Below are 19,305 nucleotides of genomic sequence, written 5' to 3'. Positions count from 1 at the left end.
TCAGCTCCGAGGATCGAACGCGTCGCGGCAGGCTTCGCCGATGAACACCAGCAGAGAAAGGATCAAGGCCAGCACCACGAACGCGGTCAGCCCCAACCAGGGCGCTTGCAGATTGCGCTTGGCCTCGCCGATCAGCTCGCCCAGCGACGCACTGCCCGCCGGCATGCCGAAGCCGAGGAAATCCAGCGCAGTGAGGGTGGCGATGGCGCCGGTGATGATGAACGGCAGGTAGGTCAGGGTGCTGGTCATCGCGTTGGGCAGGATGTGCCGCCACATCAGCGCAGCGTCGGTCAGGCCCAGTGCGCGGGCGGCTTTGACGTATTCCAGATTGCGCCCGCGCAGGAACTCGGCACGCACCACGTCAACCAGCGACAGCCAGGAGAACAGCGCCATGATCCCCAGCAGCCACCAGAAACTGGGGGACACGAAGCCGGACAGAATGATCAGCAGGTACAGCACCGGCAGCCCCGACCAGATCTCCTGAATGCGCTGGCCGATCAGGTCGGTCATGCCGCCGTAGTACCCCTGAATCGCCCCGGCACAGACGCCGATCACCGTGCTGATCGCGGTCAGCAGCAGCGCGAACAGAATGGAAATCCGCGCGCCGAACAACACCCGCGCCAGCACATCACGGGCCTGTTCGTCCGTGCCCAGCCAGTTGATGTGGTCCGGCGGGCTGGGCGATGGCGCGTCCAGGTCGTAGTTGATGGTGTCGTAGCTGAACGGGATCGGCGCGAACAGCATCCAGCCGTTTTTTGCCGCGATCAGCTTGCGCACATAATCGCTGGCATAGTCCGGCTCGAAAGGCAGCTCGCCGCCGAAATCGGTTTCCATGTAGGTGTGCAACACCGGGTAATACATCTGCCCGTCGTAGCTGACCAGCAGCGGCTTGTCGTTGGCGATCAGTTCGCCGCACAGGCACACCAGCATCAGGCCGATGAAGATCCACAGCGACCACCAACCGCGACGGTTGGCCTTGAACAGGTCGAAGCGACGCCGGGTCTGGGGAGAGAACTCGAACATCAGGCGCTCCTCGCGGAAAAGTCGATGCGTGGGTCGACCAGCGTGTAACACAGGTCACCGATCAGTTTGATCAGCAGGCCGAACAGCGTGAACAGAAACAGCGTGCCGAATACGATGGGGTAGTCGCGCGAGACGGCTGCTTCGTAACTCATGCGCCCCAAACCATCGAGGCCGAAGATGGTTTCGATCAGCAGCGAGCCGGCGAAGAACACCTCGATCAAAGCCTGCGGAATACCGGCGATCACCAGCAACATGGCGTTGCGAAACACGTGGCCGTACAGCACGCGATGCTCGGTCAGGCCCTTGGCGCGCGCCGTGACCACGTACTGGCGGCTGATCTCGTTGAGAAAGCTGTTCTTGGTGAGGATGGTCAGCGTGGCGAAGCCGCCGATTACCAGCGAGCTGACTGGCAACACCAGGTGCCACAGATAGTCCTTCACCTTGCCCCAGGTGCTCAGGTTGTCGAAGTTGTCCGAGAACAGCCCTTGCGCCGGAAACCAGCTCAGGTAACTGCCTCCGGCAAACACCACGATCAGCAGAATGGCGAACAGAAACGCGGGCGTGGCGTAACCGATGATCACCAGCGTGCTGCTCCAGACATCGAACGCGCTGCCGTGCCGCACCGCCTTGCGAATGCCCAGCGGGATGGAAATCAGATACGTGATCAGCGTCGCCCAGAGCCCGAGAGACATCGACACCGGGAGCTTTTGTGCAATCAGTTCGGTGACCGGCGCGCCACGGAAGAAGCTGGTGCCGAAGTCCAGTTGCGCGTAGTTCTTGAGCATCAGCCACAGCCGTTCGTGCATCGGTTTGTCGAAACCGTAATGTTCCTTGATCTGCTCGATCAGCGCCGGGTCCAGCCCGCGCGTACTGCGGCTGGCGGTGCCGCTTGCGGCTACTTCGCCCCCGCCGCCCCCCACACCGTTGGGGCTGAAGCCCTGAATGCGCGCGATGGCCTGCTCGACCGGTCCGCCGGGAGCGGCCTGCACGATCAGGAAATTCACAATCAGAATGGCCAGCAGCGTGGGAATGATCAGTAGCAGACGTCGAATCACATAAGCCAGCATCTCAGTACTCCTTGGCGGCGGCAGGCTTGCCGGTCAGCGCAGCGGCCTGAGCATTGGTCAGCGGCGTCGGGCTGATCTGCCACCAGGTTTCCAGACCAACGTCATAGGTCGGTGCCACATCCGGCATGCCGAAACGGTTGGCGAACACCAGTGGCGTGCCCTTGGAGTAGTAGTTGGGAATCATGTAGTAACCCCATTGCAGGACCCGATCCAGCGACCGTGCGTAGAGCACCATGTCATTGCGCGTATTGGCGCTGACCAGCCCGTCGATCAGCGTGTCCACCGCAGGATTGCGCAGCACCATGGCGTTGGAGCTGCCCACTTCGGTGGCGCTTTGCGAGCCGTACAGGTTGTACAGCTCACGGCCAGGGGAAATGATCGGATTACCGTTTTTCGGCAGGTTGACCACGATCATGTCGTAGTCCCGCGCATTGAGCCGGTTGATGTACTGCGCCGAATCGATGCGCAGGAAATCCAGGGTGATGCCGATCTGCGCCAGCGTGCGCTTGAACGGCAGAATCAGCCGGTCGAAACCGCCTTGACCATCGATGAAGCTGAACACCATCGGCTCGCCCGCCGCGTTGACCAGCTTGTTGTCCTTCGGATGCCAACCGGCTTCGGCCAGCAGCTTGAGGGCCTGCAACTGCTTGTCACGGATGTAGCCGCTGCCGTCGGTTTTCGGTGGCTGATAGACCTTGCTGAACACCTCTTCCGGCACTTGGCCGCGCAAGGGCTCGAGAATTTTCAGCTCGGCCGGGGTCGGCAGCTCGGTGGCGGCCATGTCGCTTTTCGGGAAATAGCTTTGTTCGCGCACGTAGAAATTGCGCATGACCCGACGATTGATCCAGTCGAAATCCCACAGCAACGACAGCGCCTCGCGCACGCGGCGGTCCTTGAACATGGGTTTGTCCAGATTGAACACAAAGCCCTGCGCGGCGACCGGACGTTGCGGTGCGAGGATGCGCTTTTGCAGGCGCCCGTCGTCAATCGCCGGGCCGCTGTAGCCGACCACGAAGCCTGAAGAGGAGAACTCGCGGTTGTAGTCGAACGTCCCGGCCTGCAGCAGCTGGCGGGCGATTTCGGTGTCGCCGTAGTAGTTCACGGTGAGCGTGTCGAAGTTGTACAGGCCATGGCTGACCGACAGGTCCTTGCCCCACCAGTCCTTGACCCGTTCGAAGGTGACGCTGCGCCCGGCGTCAACCTTGGCGACCCGGTACGGCCCGTTGCCCAAAGGCGGCTCGAAACCGCCGCCGTTGGCGAAGTCGCGGGTCTTCCACCAGTGTTCGGGGAGGATGTGCAGGCTGGCGATGTCCAGCGCCAGCATGCGGTTGAGGTTGTTCTTGAAGTCGAAGCGAATCTGCAGCGGCCCTTCGATGGTCACCTCTTTGACGTCGGCGAACATGGGTCGATAACTGAAGCTGGCCTTGGTGGTTATCAGCTCGAAGGTGTAGCGCACGTCTTCGGCGGTGACGGGCTTGCCGTCCTCGAAGCGCGCTTTGGGGTTGAGGAAAAAACGAATCCACAGACCGTCCGGGTCCATCTCCATCTTTTCCGCGATCAGGCCATACACCGTGTACGGCTCATCCAGCGAGCGATAGGCCAGTGGCGAGTACACCCAGCTGTCGACCTCGCGCACATTGATGCCCTGATCGACGTAGGGATTGAGGTAATTGAACTGGCCAATTTCTTCCGCCGACCGGGTCAGCGAACCACCCTTGGGAGCGTTCGGGTTGACGTAATCGAAGTGCTGGAAGCCGGCCGGGTATTTCGGTGCCTCGCCATAGACGGTCAAGGCGTGGGTCGGCGTCGCCAGCACAGTCTGCCAGCCACTGCACAGTGCAACACCCAGAAGCAGGCGCCGCAGAAAACGGTTAAGACGCGACATGGTGGGGCTTTCCTCGTACGCACTGAATGACGGAACACTGCGAAAAAGCCCCCGGCCGGGGAAGGCGGATGAAACCTGGGCCGGAGGGGGCGAGCTCGCAATCTGACGTGGCCCACGGAGCGTTATGGGCCACGTCGTCACACTCAGAAGTGGTAAGTCGCGCGGGCGAACAGGGTGCGCCCCAGCGGGTCGGCGTAACGAGGGTCGTAGCCGGACTGGAAGTTGTAGGCCTGGTTGGAGAACGGCGGGTTGCGGTCGAACATGTTGCGCACACCGGCGTCGATATCCAGCACTTTGTCGAAGGTATGACCCACCGACATGTCCCACAGCGCATACGACGCGACCCGCGCATTGGTGGTGCGGTCGTAGTCGTTGTAGCCGCTGGTGAAGCGGTTGGTGATGGAGGCGCGGGTATCGCCCAGTGCCCAGGTACCGGTCAGCACGTGTTTCCAACGCGAAATCACGCCGTCGCCCTGGAAGTCGCCGACCTTGTCGGTGTACGGGCCGTCGATGATGTTCTGGAAGTCATAACGCGTCACATAGGTGCCGGTCATGCCCAGACCGAACTGACCATAAGGCGTGTTCGGGAAGCGATAGTCGAGGGTTACGTCGACACCGATGGTCTTGACGATGCCCAGGTTGGCGTTGCCGGTGACGATATTGGCGATCGAACCGTCGGCAGCGCGCACGTAGCGGTCGGCGTAGGTGTTGGGGTCATCGAACACGGTCGACTCGGGGAACGCCTGGATCTGGTTGGAAATGTGAATCCACCAGAAATCCAGGCCCATCGACAGGTTGTTGACCGGCTGATAGACGAAGCCCAGCGTCATGTTGCGGGCTTTTTCCGGGGCCAGCTCGGTGTTGCCTCCACCATTGTTGAGGAACTGCTGCTGGCAATCACGACCGGCGTTACCACCCGGCTGGACGACGCCACCGGCACACAGAACCGGGTCGTTGTAATAGCCCTGGGTGAAAGTCGTACTGCGCGGGGCATACAGCTCGTAAAGCGACGGCGCGCGGAAACCTTCGCTGTAGGCACCACGGACCACCAGTTGCTTGAACGGCTGGTAGCGGAACGAGTATTTCGGGTTGGTGGTGCTGCCGAAGTCGCTGTATTTGTCGTGACGGACGGCGGCGGTCAGTTCAAGGCTGTCCAGCACGGGCAAGTTCAGTTCGGCGTATTCCGCCTTGACGCTCCTGTCGCCTTCGACGCTACCGGCGGCATCTGCGCCCAGGCTGCTGATGTCGTTGACGTAGGCTTCGTACTGCTGATGCATTTTCTCTTTGCGGTATTCGCCGCCCAACGCCAGACCCGCAGGGCCTGCACCGAACCAGTCACCGATTTCCCGGCTGATGCGCGCATCGAGCCCGGCCACCCGGCCCACAGCACTGGAGTACTGGCCGTGATATTCGTTGGCATCGATCAGTGCCTGACCGGCAGCGGTTTGCGGGCCGAACGGGTTAAGGGTGCCATTGGCCAGGCCGTTGAGCATTGCAGCGTCACTGACATAACCGTTGGTGAGCGATGACAGGACTTTGTTCTGGTTGTAAGAAGCACCTACGTTGTAGTCCCAGCCGCCCACCAGGCCGTCGAAGTTCAGCAGGAAACGCTGGCTGGTGTTCTGGTCGCTGGACCCGCGTGGCCCGGCTGCGGTTTCTCGCCAGGCTGTGCTGATCGGTTGGGTCGGGTCGAGAGTAAAGTCGGTCGGTGCCGGAGTGATGCCGTTGCCGGGATAAAAAGGCGACGATGAGTCCAGAGACAGGCCGGTAAGGGGCGCAGGCCCGATATCGGTATGGTTGTTGTTACGAGCCCAGAAATATTCGAGGCTGACGTTATGATCGTCTGCCAGCTTGCCGGTGGCCTTGCCAAAAAACGAGGTCTTTTCGGTTTGCGGGATCAGGTCGATGTATTCACGGGTGCTGAACCGGCAGATGCCGTTGCTGGCGATCAGGTTAGGGCCGCCGCAGTTTCTGCCCAGCGGGTTCGCAGAGTTGTCACCCTGGAAGTAATTGCCGGGATAGGCCGTACCGGAGGTCTGATTGAGCCCGCGTCCTGGCACGTAATCTCTGGCAAACGAGCGGTCGTTGGCGTCCAGGTTTTGCTGTTTGTTGTAGTTGAATACACCCATGACGTTGAAGCGGTCTTGCTCCAGATCGCCAAAGCCCCAACTGGCGCTCATGTCCTTGGTGGCACCGCCGCCGCTGGCGGTCGGGGTTTCTCCACCCAGTGTCAGGCTGCCGTCGGTCAGGGATTTTTTGGTGATGAAGTTGATCACACCGCCAATGGCGTCAGTCCCGTATAGCGCCGAGGCGCCGTCACGCAATACTTCCACACGGTCGATGGCGGCAAAAGGGATCATGTTCAGGTCGATGGCGCTGCCGTTGGGCGTGCCCACACCCGACAGTGCGTTATTGGCCAGACGGCGGCCGTTGAGCAGTACCAGCGTCTTGTTGGCGCCGATGCCGCGCATATCGGCAAACGAGGCACCACCTGTTCCGGCGCCGACCGAGCCTGCGCTGTTGTTGATCGACTGGCTGCCGGTGATGCGCTGGACCATTTCCTGGGTGGTGGTCACGCCCTGTTTCTTCAGGTCGTCGGCGCGCAGGATGGTAATCGGCACGGCGGTTTCGGCATCGACCCGGCGGATTGCCGAACCGGTGACTTCTACACGTTGCAGTTGGGTTGTGGCAGGCACAACCGCTGCACTGGTGGACACGGCCGAGCCGCTGGTGTCCGCATCGACGGCGTCTGCCGCCTGGGCACCGCTCATGCCCATGGCCAATGCACAGAGCAGGGCACGTGGATGACGCCGGACCGCGAGGGCCAGTGGTTTGAGGGTGCAACCGGGAAGATTCATCAGCATGGTTAGTTCCGACTTGGTCCAGACGTTATTGAAATGGCCTTGTGAGCCCTCTGTTCCCGACGCGGTTGTGCCGAGCGGGAGTTCCACTTCTTCTTTTTCCAGCAAGCCGCTCCCCTCCAGGGGCTTTTCAGCCCACGGACAACCGCATTCACGGGGGTCGGGTCAGACGGCTTCGCGAGGCGAAGCCACCCGGTCAGTCGAGCGTCATTTCGCTGTCATGACGGATATCTTCGTAATGCCGGAGCGTTCGATGGAGGCCATGGCCTTGGCCACCTGGCCATAATTCACGGCGGTATCGGCCTGCAACTGAACGCGGATTTCCGGGTCCTTGGCCTTTTCGTCCTGCAGGCTTTTTTCCAGCAGCTCCGGGGCGATTTCCGATTTGGCGAGGTAGAACTTGCCGTCCTGATCGACGCTGACCACCACCGGGTTTTTCTTCTCGGCGGGGGCGACTGCGTCGGTCTTGGGCAAGTTGACCTTGATCGCGTTGGTCATCAGCGGCGTGGTGACGATGAACACCACCAGCAGCACAAGCATCACGTCGACCAGCGGCGTGACGTTCATTTCGCTGAGTACTTCATCGCTGTCCTGAGTGGAGAAAGACATTAGCTGGCCTCCCGAACGGCATGGCCATTCTTGCTGGCGATGGGCTGACGGGTGACCGCGAAGGCGCTGCGCTGGGCGAGGGCGTCGAAGTCGTGGGCGAAGTCATCCATGTCGGCCACGGCGAGCTTGAGGCGGCGCAGGAAGAAGTTGTAGATCAACACTGCTGGCACGGCTACGGCGATACCCACACCGGTGGCGACCAGCGCGTGACCGATGGGGCCGGCAACCGCTTCGAGGCTGGCCGAGCCGGTCGCGCCGATGCTTTGCAGTGCTTCCATGATCCCCCAGACGGTACCGAACAGGCCAATGAAGGGCGCGGTGCTGCCGATACTGGCGAGAATCGCCTGGCCACTTTCCAGCGCGCGCCGCTCTTTTTGTATCTGCTGGCGCAGGTTGCGCTCCAGACGGTCCGAGCGGTTGATGGTGTGCGCCAATTGTTGCGTGGTGCGCGGCGACTCATCGACCGCCATGGCTTCAAAGCCACTGTTGGCGATACGCGCCAGCGCGCCAGGGTATTGCGCAGAATGCTCGGCAGCGGTGAGCAGGTCCGGTGCGCTCCAGAACGCCTTGGTGAACTGTTTGTTCTGGGACTTCTGGCGCACGTACTGCGCCGACTTGATCAGCAACAGTGCCCAACTCAATACGGAAAACAGAATCAGTGCCCAGAGCACGGCCGGGACGATCATGGAAGAGAGCGATGCGTTCATGGTTTAAACCTCACCAGCTTTAATAATTGAAGTGTCGGTTGTCAGGTGCCGGATCATTCCGGCAACTTGAAGTCGATGGTCTGCGTCGCGAAGCCTTCTATCGGCGTGTCACCGCGTTTGGCCGGTATGAACTTCCAGTTGCGCACAGCCTCCACGGCCGCTTCGTCCAGTACCGGTTTGCCGCTGGATTTGGTCACCTCGACAGCGCCAGCGCGGCCGTTGGGCAGCACCTTGATGCGCAGAATCACGCGACCTTCCCAACTGCGTCGCAAGGCCAGCCCCGGGTATTCCGGCGGCGGATTGCCCAGACTGGCGAGCCCGGATACCGCAGCGCTTTCCTTGACCGGAGCCGGTGGCGCAGCAGGTGCCGGCGGCGCGGGCGCAGGTGTTGGCGGCGCGGGCGGGCTGGGTGCGGCGGCAGGCGTTGGCGCAGGCGGCGTCGGCTTTTTCACCGGCTCGACTTTCTTGACCGGCTTGGGCTTCTCGACCTTGGGCTTTTCCACTGGCTTGGGCGGCGGCTCGACCGCGTCCGGATCCTCGACCGGTTGTTCCGGTTCGGGGGGAGGCGGTGGAGGCGGCGGCGGAGGTGGTGGCTCGGGCGGCGGCGGTTCCGGTGCGGGTGGCGTAGGGCTGGTCAGTTCAATGGTCATTTCCGGAACTTGTGGTGCAACTTCCGGGACGTCTGGCTGGGCAGTTTGCATGTACCACCAGATCGCACCATGAATAAGGACTGACGCAGCAATCAACACCATTACTTGCGGCTTGTTAAGGCCGCCCGGACGCGACGTATTGGCGCTGAAAGGAATACCCTGCCACGCCGTCGAAGTGTCATCGGACGAGGGAGAGGGAACCGCTTTCATTATTACCGCATCATTCATTAACGCTCCCTCGGGTAGTTAAAGGGCAATAAGATTCCGCTCGAACAATGGGTAACTGTTCGATTGATGGAGACCTGCATATTGTGGATAGGCAGGGCAACGCGGTGGGTGCGCACACGGCGAACTCAAACGGTTAAAGGACGTCTTGAATCAGGGCACTGACATTGCAGATCCTTGCTTGCTTATCGTCATGTACGGGGACGTACAGCGATGTTCCTGAATGCTTACATTGCAACCGCTGTGCCAGAAAGCCCTCGCTGGAACCGCTGATGCAGAGCGGGTGTCGCATTCGTATAACTATTTATCGATTCCCGATTTCGTTGACTTCAAAGCGGCAGATATGAATAAGACCTTGAACAAAAAAACAGGCAACCAATGACCCTCTGCATGAGCAGACGCGTTCGAAAATCATGACCTGCAAGTCACTTTTTTAAATGCACCAATACTGTGTCACGAGGACCACGTTGGTGCGTTAGTTGATCAGCGCCTCATAAAAACAATACTCCGTGTGGGTATGGCGGTTGTGCGGACAGTTGTGGTTATTGAAATAAACGCCACCCTTTTAGATGATGGCAAAATGAAATCACTCAAAATAAAGTGTCGGACACTCTTTATAGGTCGACCGTCTTTTAATTAAAAACAACCCCGTGTGTACTTAATGACGCGCACAGGCGTGCAAGGCGCTGATTCATCATCAGAACATTCAAGGCACACGCGAAATGTCTTAAGTCCAGACGTGCAGGGCGGTCGAATAACAGCGCGCAGATCGGGACAAGGTTGAAGCGGCCGTGCCGGCATCGCTTGAGGCAGGTGATGCCCAAGGTGTGAATTGCCAGCGTAACGGTGGTCTGACGCAAGACTGATAGGGCACAGCTAGATTCCTTTCCTGGCGGGCAGCGAGACTTGTGGTCTGCTCTCCTGCACTGTTTGTGGACGCTCTGACGTCCGTGGACTGCACTTTGGTGCGTGTAGGCACCCCATGAATGCAGCGTGCACCAATGGTTTATGGCACGACCGTTCCACTTGAAAGAACTGTGCCAATTTGTGTCTTTTTGTATCTGGAGGGGTACATTTTCATCTGAAGACGAGTTTTTGCGGCTGCAAGGCGCAGTCATAGACCCTGGCGGGTATCAACTCGGCAGAGTGGCGCGGGTGCGCTGGGAGAGAGCCGCCCGGGATTAGGGCGGCCAGTAGGCATGGTGAATTACCAGAACGCAGCAGGTGCGCTGAGCGCCTTGCTGAACACCTCGATGGCGCGCTCGACATCTGCCTGCGTGGTATAGCGGCCAAGGCTGACGCGCACGCTGGCCAGGGCCTTGGCGGAGTCCATGCCCAGAGCGAGCAGCACATGCGAGGGGGCATTGCTGGCCGAGTTGCACGCGGACGTCGAGGACAACGCCAGGCTGTGGGATAGCTGCGAGCTGGTGAAGCCACTGCGGGTGATGCACAGGTTCAGGGTGTGCGGAATGCGTTGTTGCGGACAGCCATTGAGCTGCACATCCGGCAAGCTCAGCAGGCCTTCGCGCAGGTGACGACTCAGCTCTTCGATACGACGGTTTTCAGCGTCGGCCTGGCTGATCGCCAACGCAAAGGCTGTACCCATGCCGACGATCTGATGGGTGGCCAAGGTGCCCGAACGAAAGCCGCCTTCATGTCCGCCGCCGTGGATCTGCGCTTTCAGCAACGAATGCGCGCGTGGGCCCACGTACAGCGCGCCAATACCCTTGGGGCCGTAGGCCTTGTGTGCCGAGAACGACATCAGGTCGACGGCCAGACTCGCCAGATCGACCTTCACCTTGCCGACGCCCTGCGCAGCGTCCACATGAAACAGCGCACCGTGCTCGCGTACCAGCGCGCCAATGCTGGCGATATCGGTCAGCGTACCCAACTCGTTATTCACCAGCATCAGCGATACCAGCAGCGTGTCTTCGCGCAATGCAGCCTGTACGGCGTGAGGCTGGATCAGGCCCTGAGCGTCCGGCCTCAGCCAAGTGACGGGAAAGCCCTGGCGCTCCAGTGTGCTGACGGTGTCGAGCACGGCCTTGTGTTCCAGCACGCTGGTGATGATGTGACGGCGCTGCGCGCTGGCATCATGGGCGATGCCCTTGATCGCCAGGTTGTTGGACTCGGTTGCGCCGGAGGTCCAGACAATGGTGTCGACAGGCGCACCCACCGCATCGGCCACCTGCGCGCGTGCCTGTTCAACGGCCTGCCGCGCCACCTGCCCATAACCGTGCCCGCTGGATGCCGGATTACCGAAATGACCTTCGCGCCCCATGCAGGCAACCATAGCTTCGATGACCTGTTCATCAACAGGCGTGGTGGCGGCGTAATCCAGATAGAGCGCAGAAGTGGTCATGGGCAATTCGCTTTGTAATCGAGTCAAAATCAAGGGCTGGCATTACCAAACCGACTGCTTGAAAGATTACTGATCCGCAGGCGAAAATTTTTTGATATTTACACGGATACGAGCAGCCAAAGCGAAAAAATATTCGCTTACGCTTGGATTTTTACGATTAAAAATTCTAGGATGCTGCTTCAGGCGCAGAATCGCAGCCAGACACCCATCGTTCCTCACGCTCCACGTGGGAATTCAGTTCTGGACGCTCCGCGTCCAATCCGAGGATGCAAGGGGCTGCACCGTTGGGTGACGCAGAGCGTCATGACAGGCATTCCCACGCGGAGCGTGAGGAACGATCAGTGTAAAGCGACTAACGCAGGAAACCGCTAATGGACAAATTCGACCGGGCAATCCTCGACATCCTGCAAACCGACTGCACCCGCGCGGTGGCGGACATCGCCGAGCGTATCGGCCTGGGCAGTACCGCGTGCTGGCGACGTATCCAAAAGCTGGAAGAGGCCGGCATCATCGACCGCCGGGTCGCGCTGCTCAATCCGCAACGGCTGAACGTCTCAGTCAGCGTCTTCGCCGCCATCCGCACCAACCAGCACAACGCCGCCTGGCTCGAACAGTTTCACGCCGCCGTCGGCGAGCTGCCTGAAGTAGTCGAGTGCTACCGCATGGCAGGCGACACCGACTACATGCTGCGCATCGTCGTAGCCGACATCGCAGGGTACGACGCGGTGTACAAACAACTGATCAGCATCCCCGGGATCAGCGACGTAAGCTCCAGCTTCGCCATGGAACAGATCAAATTCACCACCGGCCTGCCCTTGCAATACGCATCGTTTGGCGGCTGAGCACCGCCACGCTCATCGATTGAATCGAACCCTCAGCCCGATGCCACGTCCACTTTCTTTGGCAAACGAAAAAGGTGGCTGACATGACAACCGATCACATACTCACACACAGCGTGCCCAAAGAAGACCCCGCCAGCCCGCAACTCGGCCAGTACGACCGTGAAGCAGACCCGGTCCTCGCCATGAATGCGAACAGACCCGGTGTCGGTTCGGAACGCGGCGACGAGGTCAAGAAACGCACGGAAGGCGACGAGGCTTACGAAGATGACGAGCCGGAAGTGTATTCGGATGACCCGGATATCGTCGCGGATAAGGGTGGTGGTGTTTCGCCGGGCTGAGGGAGCACAAATATGGCGCTGAGGTGGTGTAACAGCTCAAACGTGTTCATGTAAGGGACGTTGAGCTGTTCACAGAGGTTGGGGATGATGAATACGCCGACTCAAGGCCGAGAAGCAATCTCGTCCAGATGATTCAGCAGATCCAGCGGGTCCTCATAAACCCTCAACGCGCCAGCACGCTCAAGCTCGCCTATGTCATAGCCACCCGACAGCAGACCGACGCCGGTTGCCTTGCAGCGACGTGCCGCCAGCATGTCCCAGATCGCGTCCCCTATCACCAGACACTCGTCAATCGGAGCGTTTATCTTCTTTGCAGCCGCCAGAAACAGGTCGGGGTCAGGCTTGCCATAGCTCACGTCATCGCGCGTAACGATGTTGATCTTTTTGATGTCCAGTTTCAGTGCTTTCAGATTGATCGTAGCCGTATCGATCCCGCCGCTGGTGGCGATGCACCACTTAAGGTTTTCCTTGTCGAGCGTCTCCAGCAACTCGACGGTGCCGGGCAATGCGATGATCTGTCCTTGCAGCCGCTCGTAAGCCTGAGCATGTTTCTCGCTGAGCCGTTCGGCTTGTTCTTCGCTGATGTTCAAGCCGGTTTCACGCGACAGTGATTTCAACATCAGTCCGCCGCTCATGCCGATCTTGCGGTGAATACGCCACATCGCAAGCGGGATTTCTTCTGCGTCCAGTGCTTCTTTCCAGGCGGCAACGTTTTGATAAACGCTGTCGGTCAGCGTGCCGTCCAGGTCGAAGATGAAGGAGGTTTGGGGTCTCATAGGGTTACTCTTTTTGAATGCGGATTGACCATCTGGCGAGGTTCGGGGCGTTGTGGTCGACACCTGTTCGGCGGTGTCGGAATGCGGCGATCATCAATGAAGCGAGGGCTGTACCGGGGCTTCGAATACGGCATTGCCAGATGGAGGGAAAGGGCTGGTTTTTTGAGGTCACACACTTTCGAGTACGTGATGGAATGGCGGTTCGATCTTTCGGGCGGAAGGGCGACCTGGTAGCAGAAAAGCCTGATGGCTTTCCAGTCGGGTTGAAGACTCTCCAGCCGCATTAACGCTGTACGTAACCCTCCACCAGCGCCTGAACCCGCGCTGCGTCCTCATGGGTAACCGGGTTATAAACAATCATCGACAGATCCGGCCGGCCATCCACTGCGAAACCCGAATACTCCAGCTCAATCAGCCCATGAACCGGATGCCGCAGGCGCTTGGTGCCTTCGCCCTGTAAACGCACATCGTTGTCGCGCCACAACGCAGCGAAATCAGCGCTGAGGGTGCAGAGTTCGTCAGCGAGTTCACGGAGTTCCGAGGCGGCTCCGGCACGGGTCGCGTCGGCCCTGAATGCGGCGACGATAAAGCGCGCGACGGCCTGCCAATCGTCCTGCTTTGCACGCGTGCCAGCGTTGCAAAACATCAGGCGCAGGATGTTGCGTTGCTCTACGGGCAGCAGTCTGTAGTCAGTAAATACAGCTGCCGCAGCGTTGTTCCAGGCCAAAACATCCCAGGTGGCGGTCTTGATAAAAGCAGGGCTGAACGCGAGCGTATCCAGAATACGCTGCAAGCGTGGCGATACGCCCTCGGGCGCGCTGTAGACCACTTCGGGCAGATGACCAAAAGCGAGCATGAACAGGTGTTGCCGCTCGGGCTCGGTCATCAGGAGGCTTTGCGCGATCCGGTCCAGAACCTGAGCAGACGGCGCGCCGCCGCGTCCTTGTTCCAGCCACGTGTACCACGTTGCGCTGATATTGGCGCGCTGGGCAACTTCTTCCCGACGCAAGCCTGGCGTGCGTCGACGCGCAGTGGAAAGCCCCAGACTCGCAGGGTCCAGACGCGCCCGACAGTCCTTCAAATACGTTCCCAGCGGGTTGGCCATGATGATCCTGTTGGTTTTTATACCCTGATAACGTCACGTCTTTTACGGGATAAACGTTACGCGCACTCTGCCGACTTCAGCAAAGAGAGATTTGACTATGCGCATATTTATAACCGGCGCCACAGGTTTTATTGGCACTCGCGTCACTTGGGAACTGATCAACGCAGGCCATCAGGTAGTGGGGCTGACACGTTCAGAAGAGGGTGCTCGAGCTCTACTTGCCATGGGAGCCGACCCGCATCGCGGTGATATCGAAGACCTGTCCAGCCTTCAGCGTGGCGTGGAGAAGTGCGACGCGGTGATTCACACGGCGTTTGATCACAACTTCGCGCACTTCGTCGCCAACTGCCAGCACGACGCTCGCGTTATCGACGTATTGGGTTCTGCCCTGGCCGGCTCTGCGCGTCCGCTGGTGATCACCTCCAGCACGGCGATGGGCTCTTCAGCACCCGGGCAGGCCGCAGACGAAGACCACTTCGACCCAGCCCACCCCAACCCTCGCGTCGCATCGGAACTCGCCGGGCAGGCGCTGTTGCAACGTGGCGTCAACATAGTCGTCATGCGACTCTCGCAAATTCATAACCCGGTCAAACAGGGCTTGGTCAGCGAAGTCATCAAACAGACCAAGGAGAAAGGCTGCTCGGCCTATATCGACCAAGGCCTTAATCAGTGGTCCGCAGCGCACCTTGAAGACACGGCGCGCCTGTATCGTCTTGCTCTGGAGAAACATCAGCCGGGGGCTCGTTATCACGCGACTGCCGAATCAGGCATCACCTTCCGCCTGATTGCCGAAACCATCGGAGAACACCTCGGCCTGCCCACGTTGGCCTTGCCCGCCCATGAAGCTGCCGCACACTTTGGCTGGCTGTCGACATTTGTGGCCAAGGACATGAGCAGCCTGAGCCACAAGACACGCAAACGCTTGGACTGGCAGCCCAAGGGGCCAGGTTTGATTGAGGATTTGGAAGGTTGTTTGAAGGGGTAGTGTCTGCAGGCGGAACAACTCTGCAATTGCAGATGATCATCGTGCCAATGCTCTGCGTTGGCATGCAGTTCGTGACGCTCTGCGTCACACATCTACAGTCTGGCAACGCAGCCCAAGGACCCTACAGAATCGCGTGTAATCAGCGTGATTACTGGTGAGTATCCGCATTCTCAGCGGGATAAAACTCACCCTTGCTTCCCATCCTTTCCAGCCGCTCACGAACGAGCGCCTCGACGCTGGCCACTGCAGCCCGGTCGTCAGGGTTGACCAGTTGCAAGTGCAGGCGACTATTGTTCTGATCGTGGGTACCCTCGCTGAGCATGTCGTGTGTGACGACTTGTTCGCCACGCCACAGACATAGCTGAGTATGGGTATCACCAAGCCATATCTCTTTAACTGATCTGAGGTCAGTTTTAGCCAGTTGGTCCACGGTGATCGTCTTTTCCATTGCCTTGTCCATTGTGCTGTACCTTTTTCAGTGAGCCGATACAGGTCTGACGAATAGCCGCCGCGGATCGTTCCCGGCGTCGGCTATTCCACCGCGCCAACGGTAATGAGTCGACGCAAGGATCAAGATCGATCAATCGATAGTTGTACGCGGCAAGGCTTTATTTCTTCAGCCAGCCCTCAACAACATCGGCACCATGCTCCGCTTTCCACTCCTTCAAGACCTTGTGATTTCCACCCTTGGTCTCGATCACTTCACCGGTTTTCGGATGTTTATAAACCTTGAGTTCGCGCGGCTTACGCTTGCCCGCAGGCTTTTCAGCGGTCTGTCCGCGAGCCGAGGTCTGTGGGTCCAGCAGATTGATGATGTGCTTCAGGCTGAAGCCATAGTGCTCAAGCAGCTTGCGCAGCTTGGTTTCGAACTCGATTTCCTTCTTGAGCCCCTGGTCGCCCTTCATCGTCTCCAGTGCCTGGAGTTGCTCGGCGAGGTGCTTTTCCAGCTGGCGGTATTCTGCGAGTTTGGACATGGTGTTTTCCTTATAAACAGGTGTGCGTAGTTATTGAGAGAGATCGCGCCCGTTACAAGTTCAGCCTATTTTCCGCAGGTCGGTTGGCGTTCAATACGTGGGAGTAACGCCATAAACTGGATAATCCGGGCTTCCGGTTATTTTCAGAAAATGCGATTTTCCGGGCGCAGGATCATCAGCTTTCGACCAGAGCAGTCATTGAGGTCGCCCAAGCGATCTATCTCATCTCAGGAAGTATTAGCAGGGAAATAGCGTAGGTATCCAGCGATGTTCGACCCGCTTCCTGCCGTTCTATCCTTCGGATGAATTCGCCCTTCGCTGACTGGAACCTCTTCAAAATCAAATGGACTGACGCCTTCAAGACAGGCCACATTAACTCCGTATTGAGCCGGGTTGGAGCGTCGTTGGTGATGTGTATATATCCCGCATTGTGAGCAGAAATAATGCTTCGCTTGCAGGGTGTTGAACTGATAGAGCTTGAGCATCGCCTCGCCAGAAGTGATCTCAATATCCTCCAGGGCTGCTGAAACCGCGATTGCACCGCGCATGCGGCAATAGGAGCAGTTGCAGCGCCGGACGGTCTTGAACCCGTCACTCAGCCGGACTTGAAATCGTACAGCGCCGCAATGGCAGGTGCCTTGTAACGTTCCGTCAGAGGTGTCCATATAAAACAGTGACTCCGTCTATGGGCTGCGCGGCAGCGAAAAGCCTTTGAAGATGTGGCCAGACGACCACATCTTCACACCGTATTTACTTAGGACCTGGCCCAAAACGGTTAGGTCCTGGATGACCTTCCTGAATCAAAAACACGAGGTTAGCAATCGGTACCAGCAGCCACCAGCCGCTGCGATCCGTGTCGTGCAACCTGCGAACACCCACCGCGATACCTGGGACCAACACGGCCAGGGAGTAAAGGTTAGCGATAATGCCGCCATCACCTATCAGCCCGCCGATAAAGCCGAGGACAATCGAGATCAAGATGTTGAACAGAAAAAACATCCAGTATTCTTTTCTGCGTGCCCTGCCCGTGAACACCGCGTATTTTTTCAGAACGTCTGTGTACCAGCTCCACGCAGGCGGGTTATCGGTGCTCGCACTGGCTGGCGAAACAACCAGCTGCGGTGCCCCGCAGTGCGGACACGTACCAGCGTCATCACTGATTTCCTTTGCACAACCACGACAAAATACCATCTCATTCTTCCCTAAATCAGTTAGCTATTAATCCAAAAAATATCAGCAGCGATACTGCTGACAAGACAGTGCCTGCTATCGCTATTCCGTTGCCAGGCAACTTTTTGTTGATGCTGATGACGCCCAGAACCAGTCCGGCTATCGAGCACATGCCGAGCCCGACGACGGTATCCAGATCCCATTCACCATCGTCGAACAGCGCCAGCGAGCAGAGGATGCCCAGCACCAGAGAGACGATAGCCATCCACGGAGAGCCAGTTTGTTGTAGCTGTTGCGCGGGAGTTGCTGAGACCTGACTGGCGCCACATTGCGGGCAGTTGAGTGCCGTTTCATGTATTTCCTTTGCGCAGCCACGACAGAAGACCATCGCCATTTTATTTCCTTATATCGAGTAGCTTTCAGACCACCAGAATGCGCCTGAACGCCCGCAAATTCTGGTTTAAAAGGTTTGTATTGCCAAGAATTAGTTAGCTTTATTTATAGATTTGGCGACTGTACGACGTTTTTAGGTGTTTTGCAGTCAGTTATTTACGTTGGTTTGATCGCTTCCGTGGCGATGGGCGAGGGCTGAAACACTTTCAGAACGTGAGTCCTCTACCGATACTTCTGGAAAAGACGCTTTTCAATCGCGCTGCGGCTTCACGCAAGTAGAAGATGTCCATGTCACCCACTTCATGCGTCTGGTCAATGCTTGATCAGGCAGCTTTAGGCCTAAGCTGCCGGCCACCATCGGCAGAAATCGGCGCATGCGTCCCTCTAGCCAATAGTGCTAGGATAAAATCAGCCGCCCAGAAAACGTAATCAGGAACATAATCCAACAGTGGATAACGCTGCCAAGTTTCGATGCCCCAGCTGTGGCCATATCCCTATCAGGGTGCCACCCACCCATAAGTGCCCCGAATGCGGAGTCTTTTCTCATACGTGGCTGATTTATGACTGGGATAGCTTTGCCTCCTTCAGGCGTCAGCACCTCAAATGCAATATCGTGATAATCGTCCTTGTGGTCATTAACATTGCCGCCTTGTTATGGTTTGAATCCAGCAATGTCTTTCTCTGGATGCTCAACGTTCTGTCTATTCCAGCCACAATCAGTTTGTCTTTTTGTATGCATGATCTTCGAGGACAAGCAGAGTACAAAGGGCATAGCAGTGACGCTGCTTTACCTTGGTTTTCGTGTTTCACGGGGTTGTGACCAGAATGCCTGCTTTTGGCCGATAGCGGTCAGCCAACGTGTCTCAAAAGGGATCGAGCCGTGCGTTGATGCCAGCCTGCTTAGCCAGCGCTATCAGGTTTTCGACGCAATCTTGCTCAATGATGGCGTCTCTTCCAGCTTGTAGGCATAAACCTGGTCAATGCCGCTGGCTTCAATCAGTTTCGGTGCGAGGTACTTGAAATCATCGAAGCCGTGCACGTCCACGGCCATGAGAACCAGATTATTGAGTAACTGGCCTTTCTCAGCGTCCAAAAGACCACTGACCAACGCGGTGGCCGGGTCTTCACCTAGGTTGTAATAGCGCGACACCCTTCTCACGAGACGCGCACGTTCCTTTTCAGGCAGCCGCGCCAACAGGGCCTGGGTGAACGTTTTCAGTTGCGCACCGAATGGATAAAGCTCACGCATAATCACGGCATCGCTCAACCGTGGTTCATCGGGTGGAGGTTGTGTGAAGCGATCGCCGAACAATCGACTGAACAAGCCCATCTC

At 58.3% G+C, this 19,305-nt stretch carries 19 protein-coding genes and 1 pseudogene; 3 read left to right on the top strand and 17 right to left on the bottom strand.

All coding sequences use genetic code 11. The features are described 5' to 3' along the window. The 8 genes from PCPL58_RS03150 to PCPL58_RS03115 form a co-directional block, all read right to left on the bottom strand. The gene (locus PCPL58_RS03150; protein ID WP_003435077.1) at positions 1–1,023 is read right to left on the bottom strand and encodes an ABC transporter permease; all 1,023 of its coding nucleotides are present in this window, start codon (positions 1,021–1,023) and stop codon (positions 1–3) included. Beyond that, positions 1,023–2,090, bottom strand: a complete 1,068-nt coding sequence (locus PCPL58_RS03145; protein WP_065348800.1) for a microcin C ABC transporter permease YejB — start codon at positions 2,088–2,090, stop codon at positions 1,023–1,025. Before PCPL58_RS03145 ends, PCPL58_RS03150 begins: the two co-directional genes overlap by 1 nt. Before the next feature lies 1 nt (position 2,091). Beyond that, positions 2,092–3,975, bottom strand: coding sequence for an extracellular solute-binding protein (locus PCPL58_RS03140; protein WP_065348799.1), 1,884 nt, complete (start codon positions 3,973–3,975; stop codon positions 2,092–2,094). A 143-nt stretch (positions 3,976–4,118) separates the two neighbouring features. Continuing rightward, positions 4,119–6,944, bottom strand: a complete 2,826-nt coding sequence (locus tag PCPL58_RS03135) for a TonB-dependent receptor (RefSeq protein ID WP_065348798.1) — start codon at positions 6,942–6,944, stop codon at positions 4,119–4,121. A gap of 99 nt (positions 6,945–7,043) precedes the next feature. After that, a complete protein-coding gene (locus PCPL58_RS03130) occupies positions 7,044–7,445 on the bottom strand; it encodes an ExbD/TolR family protein (RefSeq protein WP_002555939.1) in 402 nt (133 codons plus the stop codon). Continuing rightward, the gene (locus PCPL58_RS03125) at positions 7,445–8,131 is read right to left on the bottom strand and encodes a MotA/TolQ/ExbB proton channel family protein (RefSeq protein ID WP_065348797.1); all 687 of its coding nucleotides are present in this window, start codon (positions 8,129–8,131) and stop codon (positions 7,445–7,447) included. The genes PCPL58_RS03130 and PCPL58_RS03125 overlap by 1 nt, the downstream gene beginning before the upstream one ends. Before the next feature lie 74 nt (positions 8,132–8,205). Continuing rightward, positions 8,206–9,030, bottom strand: coding sequence for an energy transducer TonB (locus PCPL58_RS03120; protein WP_083188305.1), 825 nt, complete (start codon positions 9,028–9,030; stop codon positions 8,206–8,208). Between the two features lie 1,204 nt (positions 9,031–10,234). Continuing rightward, positions 10,235–11,389 (bottom strand): cysteine desulfurase family protein, encoded by a 1,155-nt coding sequence (locus PCPL58_RS03115; RefSeq protein ID WP_044310391.1) that lies wholly within the window; start codon positions 11,387–11,389, stop codon positions 10,235–10,237. 371 nt (positions 11,390–11,760) lie between these two features. On the opposite strand from PCPL58_RS03115, the gene PCPL58_RS03110 reads away from it, so the two are divergent. Both PCPL58_RS03110 and PCPL58_RS03105 read left to right on the top strand, forming a co-directional pair. Next, positions 11,761–12,231 carry an Lrp/AsnC family transcriptional regulator gene (locus PCPL58_RS03110; protein WP_003435089.1) on the top strand — a complete coding sequence of 157 codons (471 nt, stop codon included), beginning with the start codon at positions 11,761–11,763 and terminating at the stop codon, positions 12,229–12,231. Positions 12,232–12,314: 83 nt separating this feature from the next. Further along, positions 12,315–12,569: a hypothetical protein gene (locus PCPL58_RS03105; RefSeq protein ID WP_065348795.1), complete on the top strand. Its 255-nt coding sequence runs from the start codon at positions 12,315–12,317 to the stop codon at positions 12,567–12,569. Here the strand turns inward: PCPL58_RS03105 and PCPL58_RS31975 are convergent. The 3 genes and pseudogenes from PCPL58_RS31975 to PCPL58_RS03090 all read right to left on the bottom strand — a co-directional run. Continuing rightward, positions 12,488–12,661 (bottom strand): annotated as a pseudogene (locus tag PCPL58_RS31975) (DUF4411 family protein); the annotation flags it as partial. The gene PCPL58_RS03105 and the pseudogene PCPL58_RS31975 sit on opposite strands and share 82 nt — an antisense overlap. 9 nt (positions 12,662–12,670) lie before the next feature. Then, positions 12,671–13,345, bottom strand: coding sequence for an HAD family hydrolase (locus tag PCPL58_RS03100; protein WP_065348794.1), 675 nt, complete (start codon positions 13,343–13,345; stop codon positions 12,671–12,673). Positions 13,346–13,628: 283 nt separating this feature from the next. Then, complete coding sequence (locus PCPL58_RS03090; RefSeq protein WP_065348792.1) at positions 13,629–14,450, bottom strand: helix-turn-helix transcriptional regulator; 822 nt, start codon at positions 14,448–14,450, stop codon at positions 13,629–13,631. A gap of 97 nt (positions 14,451–14,547) precedes the next feature. On the opposite strand from PCPL58_RS03090, the gene PCPL58_RS03085 reads away from it, so the two are divergent. Beyond that, entirely contained in the window at positions 14,548–15,435 is an 888-nt protein-coding gene (locus PCPL58_RS03085) for an SDR family oxidoreductase (protein ID WP_065348791.1), read from the top strand. 148 nt (positions 15,436–15,583) lie between these two features. Here the strand turns inward: PCPL58_RS03085 and PCPL58_RS03080 are convergent, their stop codons facing one another. From PCPL58_RS03080 to PCPL58_RS03060, 6 genes are all read right to left on the bottom strand, one after another. Beyond that, positions 15,584–15,883: a hypothetical protein gene (locus PCPL58_RS03080; RefSeq protein WP_002555839.1), complete on the bottom strand. Its 300-nt coding sequence runs from the start codon at positions 15,881–15,883 to the stop codon at positions 15,584–15,586. A 160-nt stretch (positions 15,884–16,043) separates the two neighbouring features. Further along, complete coding sequence (locus PCPL58_RS03075; protein WP_003435103.1) at positions 16,044–16,409, bottom strand: histone-like nucleoid-structuring protein, MvaT/MvaU family; 366 nt, start codon at positions 16,407–16,409, stop codon at positions 16,044–16,046. 227 nt (positions 16,410–16,636) lie between these two features. Beyond that, positions 16,637–17,074: a GFA family protein gene (locus PCPL58_RS28930; RefSeq protein WP_083188304.1), complete on the bottom strand. Its 438-nt coding sequence runs from the start codon at positions 17,072–17,074 to the stop codon at positions 16,637–16,639. Between the two features lie 85 nt (positions 17,075–17,159). Beyond that, entirely contained in the window at positions 17,160–17,600 is a 441-nt protein-coding gene (locus tag PCPL58_RS03070; protein ID WP_065348790.1) for a DUF805 domain-containing protein, read from the bottom strand. A 16-nt stretch (positions 17,601–17,616) separates the two neighbouring features. Beyond that, on the bottom strand, positions 17,617–17,973 hold the full coding sequence (locus PCPL58_RS03065; RefSeq protein WP_003413911.1) for a DUF4190 domain-containing protein: 357 nt from the start codon (positions 17,971–17,973) through the stop codon (positions 17,617–17,619). Between the two features lie 912 nt (positions 17,974–18,885). Further along, positions 18,886–19,302 (bottom strand): hypothetical protein, encoded by a 417-nt coding sequence (locus tag PCPL58_RS03060; protein ID WP_232002881.1) that lies wholly within the window; start codon positions 19,300–19,302, stop codon positions 18,886–18,888. Positions 19,303–19,305 lie beyond the last annotated feature (3 nt).

It is taken from the genome of Pseudomonas cerasi, assembly GCF_900074915.1.
Taxonomy (GTDB): domain Bacteria; phylum Pseudomonadota; class Gammaproteobacteria; order Pseudomonadales; family Pseudomonadaceae; genus Aquipseudomonas; species Aquipseudomonas cerasi.
This window is presented reverse-complemented; position numbering and strand designations above follow the sequence as displayed.

Bases quoted from the DNA above. Each gene is read 5' to 3' on its own strand.
- PCPL58_RS03070 (WP_065348790.1), bottom strand. From the start codon at position 17,600: ATGGTATTTTGTCGTGGTTGTGCAAAGGAAATCAGTGATGACGCTGGT.
- PCPL58_RS03140 (WP_065348799.1), bottom strand. From the start codon at position 3,975: ATGTCGCGTCTTAACCGTTTTCTGCGGCGCCTGCTTCTGGGTGTTGCA.
- PCPL58_RS03085 (WP_065348791.1), top strand. From the start codon at position 14,548: ATGCGCATATTTATAACCGGCGCCACAGGTTTTATTGGCACTCGCGTC.
- PCPL58_RS03145 (WP_065348800.1), bottom strand. From the start codon at position 2,090: ATGCTGGCTTATGTGATTCGACGTCTGCTACTGATCATTCCCACGCTG.
- PCPL58_RS03060 (WP_232002881.1), bottom strand. From the start codon at position 19,302: ATGGGCTTGTTCAGTCGATTGTTCGGCGATCGCTTCACACAACCTCCA.
- PCPL58_RS03110 (WP_003435089.1), top strand. From the start codon at position 11,761: ATGGACAAATTCGACCGGGCAATCCTCGACATCCTGCAAACCGACTGC.
- PCPL58_RS03125 (WP_065348797.1), bottom strand. From the start codon at position 8,131: ATGATCGTCCCGGCCGTGCTCTGGGCACTGATTCTGTTTTCCGTATTG.
- PCPL58_RS03120 (WP_083188305.1), bottom strand. From the start codon at position 9,030: ATGAATGATGCGGTAATAATGAAAGCGGTTCCCTCTCCCTCGTCCGAT.
- PCPL58_RS03115 (WP_044310391.1), bottom strand. From the start codon at position 11,389: ATGACCACTTCTGCGCTCTATCTGGATTACGCCGCCACCACGCCTGTT.
- PCPL58_RS03080 (WP_002555839.1), bottom strand. From the start codon at position 15,883: ATGGAAAAGACGATCACCGTGGACCAACTGGCTAAAACTGACCTCAGA.
- PCPL58_RS03105 (WP_065348795.1), top strand. From the start codon at position 12,315: ATGACAACCGATCACATACTCACACACAGCGTGCCCAAAGAAGACCCC.
- PCPL58_RS03075 (WP_003435103.1), bottom strand. From the start codon at position 16,409: ATGTCCAAACTCGCAGAATACCGCCAGCTGGAAAAGCACCTCGCCGAG.
- PCPL58_RS03130 (WP_002555939.1), bottom strand. From the start codon at position 7,445: ATGTCTTTCTCCACTCAGGACAGCGATGAAGTACTCAGCGAAATGAAC.
- PCPL58_RS03090 (WP_065348792.1), bottom strand. From the start codon at position 14,450: ATGGCCAACCCGCTGGGAACGTATTTGAAGGACTGTCGGGCGCGTCTG.
- PCPL58_RS03065 (WP_003413911.1), bottom strand. From the start codon at position 17,973: ATGGCGATGGTCTTCTGTCGTGGCTGCGCAAAGGAAATACATGAAACG.
- PCPL58_RS03100 (WP_065348794.1), bottom strand. From the start codon at position 13,345: ATGAGACCCCAAACCTCCTTCATCTTCGACCTGGACGGCACGCTGACC.
- PCPL58_RS03150 (WP_003435077.1), bottom strand. From the start codon at position 1,023: ATGTTCGAGTTCTCTCCCCAGACCCGGCGTCGCTTCGACCTGTTCAAG.
- PCPL58_RS28930 (WP_083188304.1), bottom strand. From the start codon at position 17,074: ATGGACACCTCTGACGGAACGTTACAAGGCACCTGCCATTGCGGCGCT.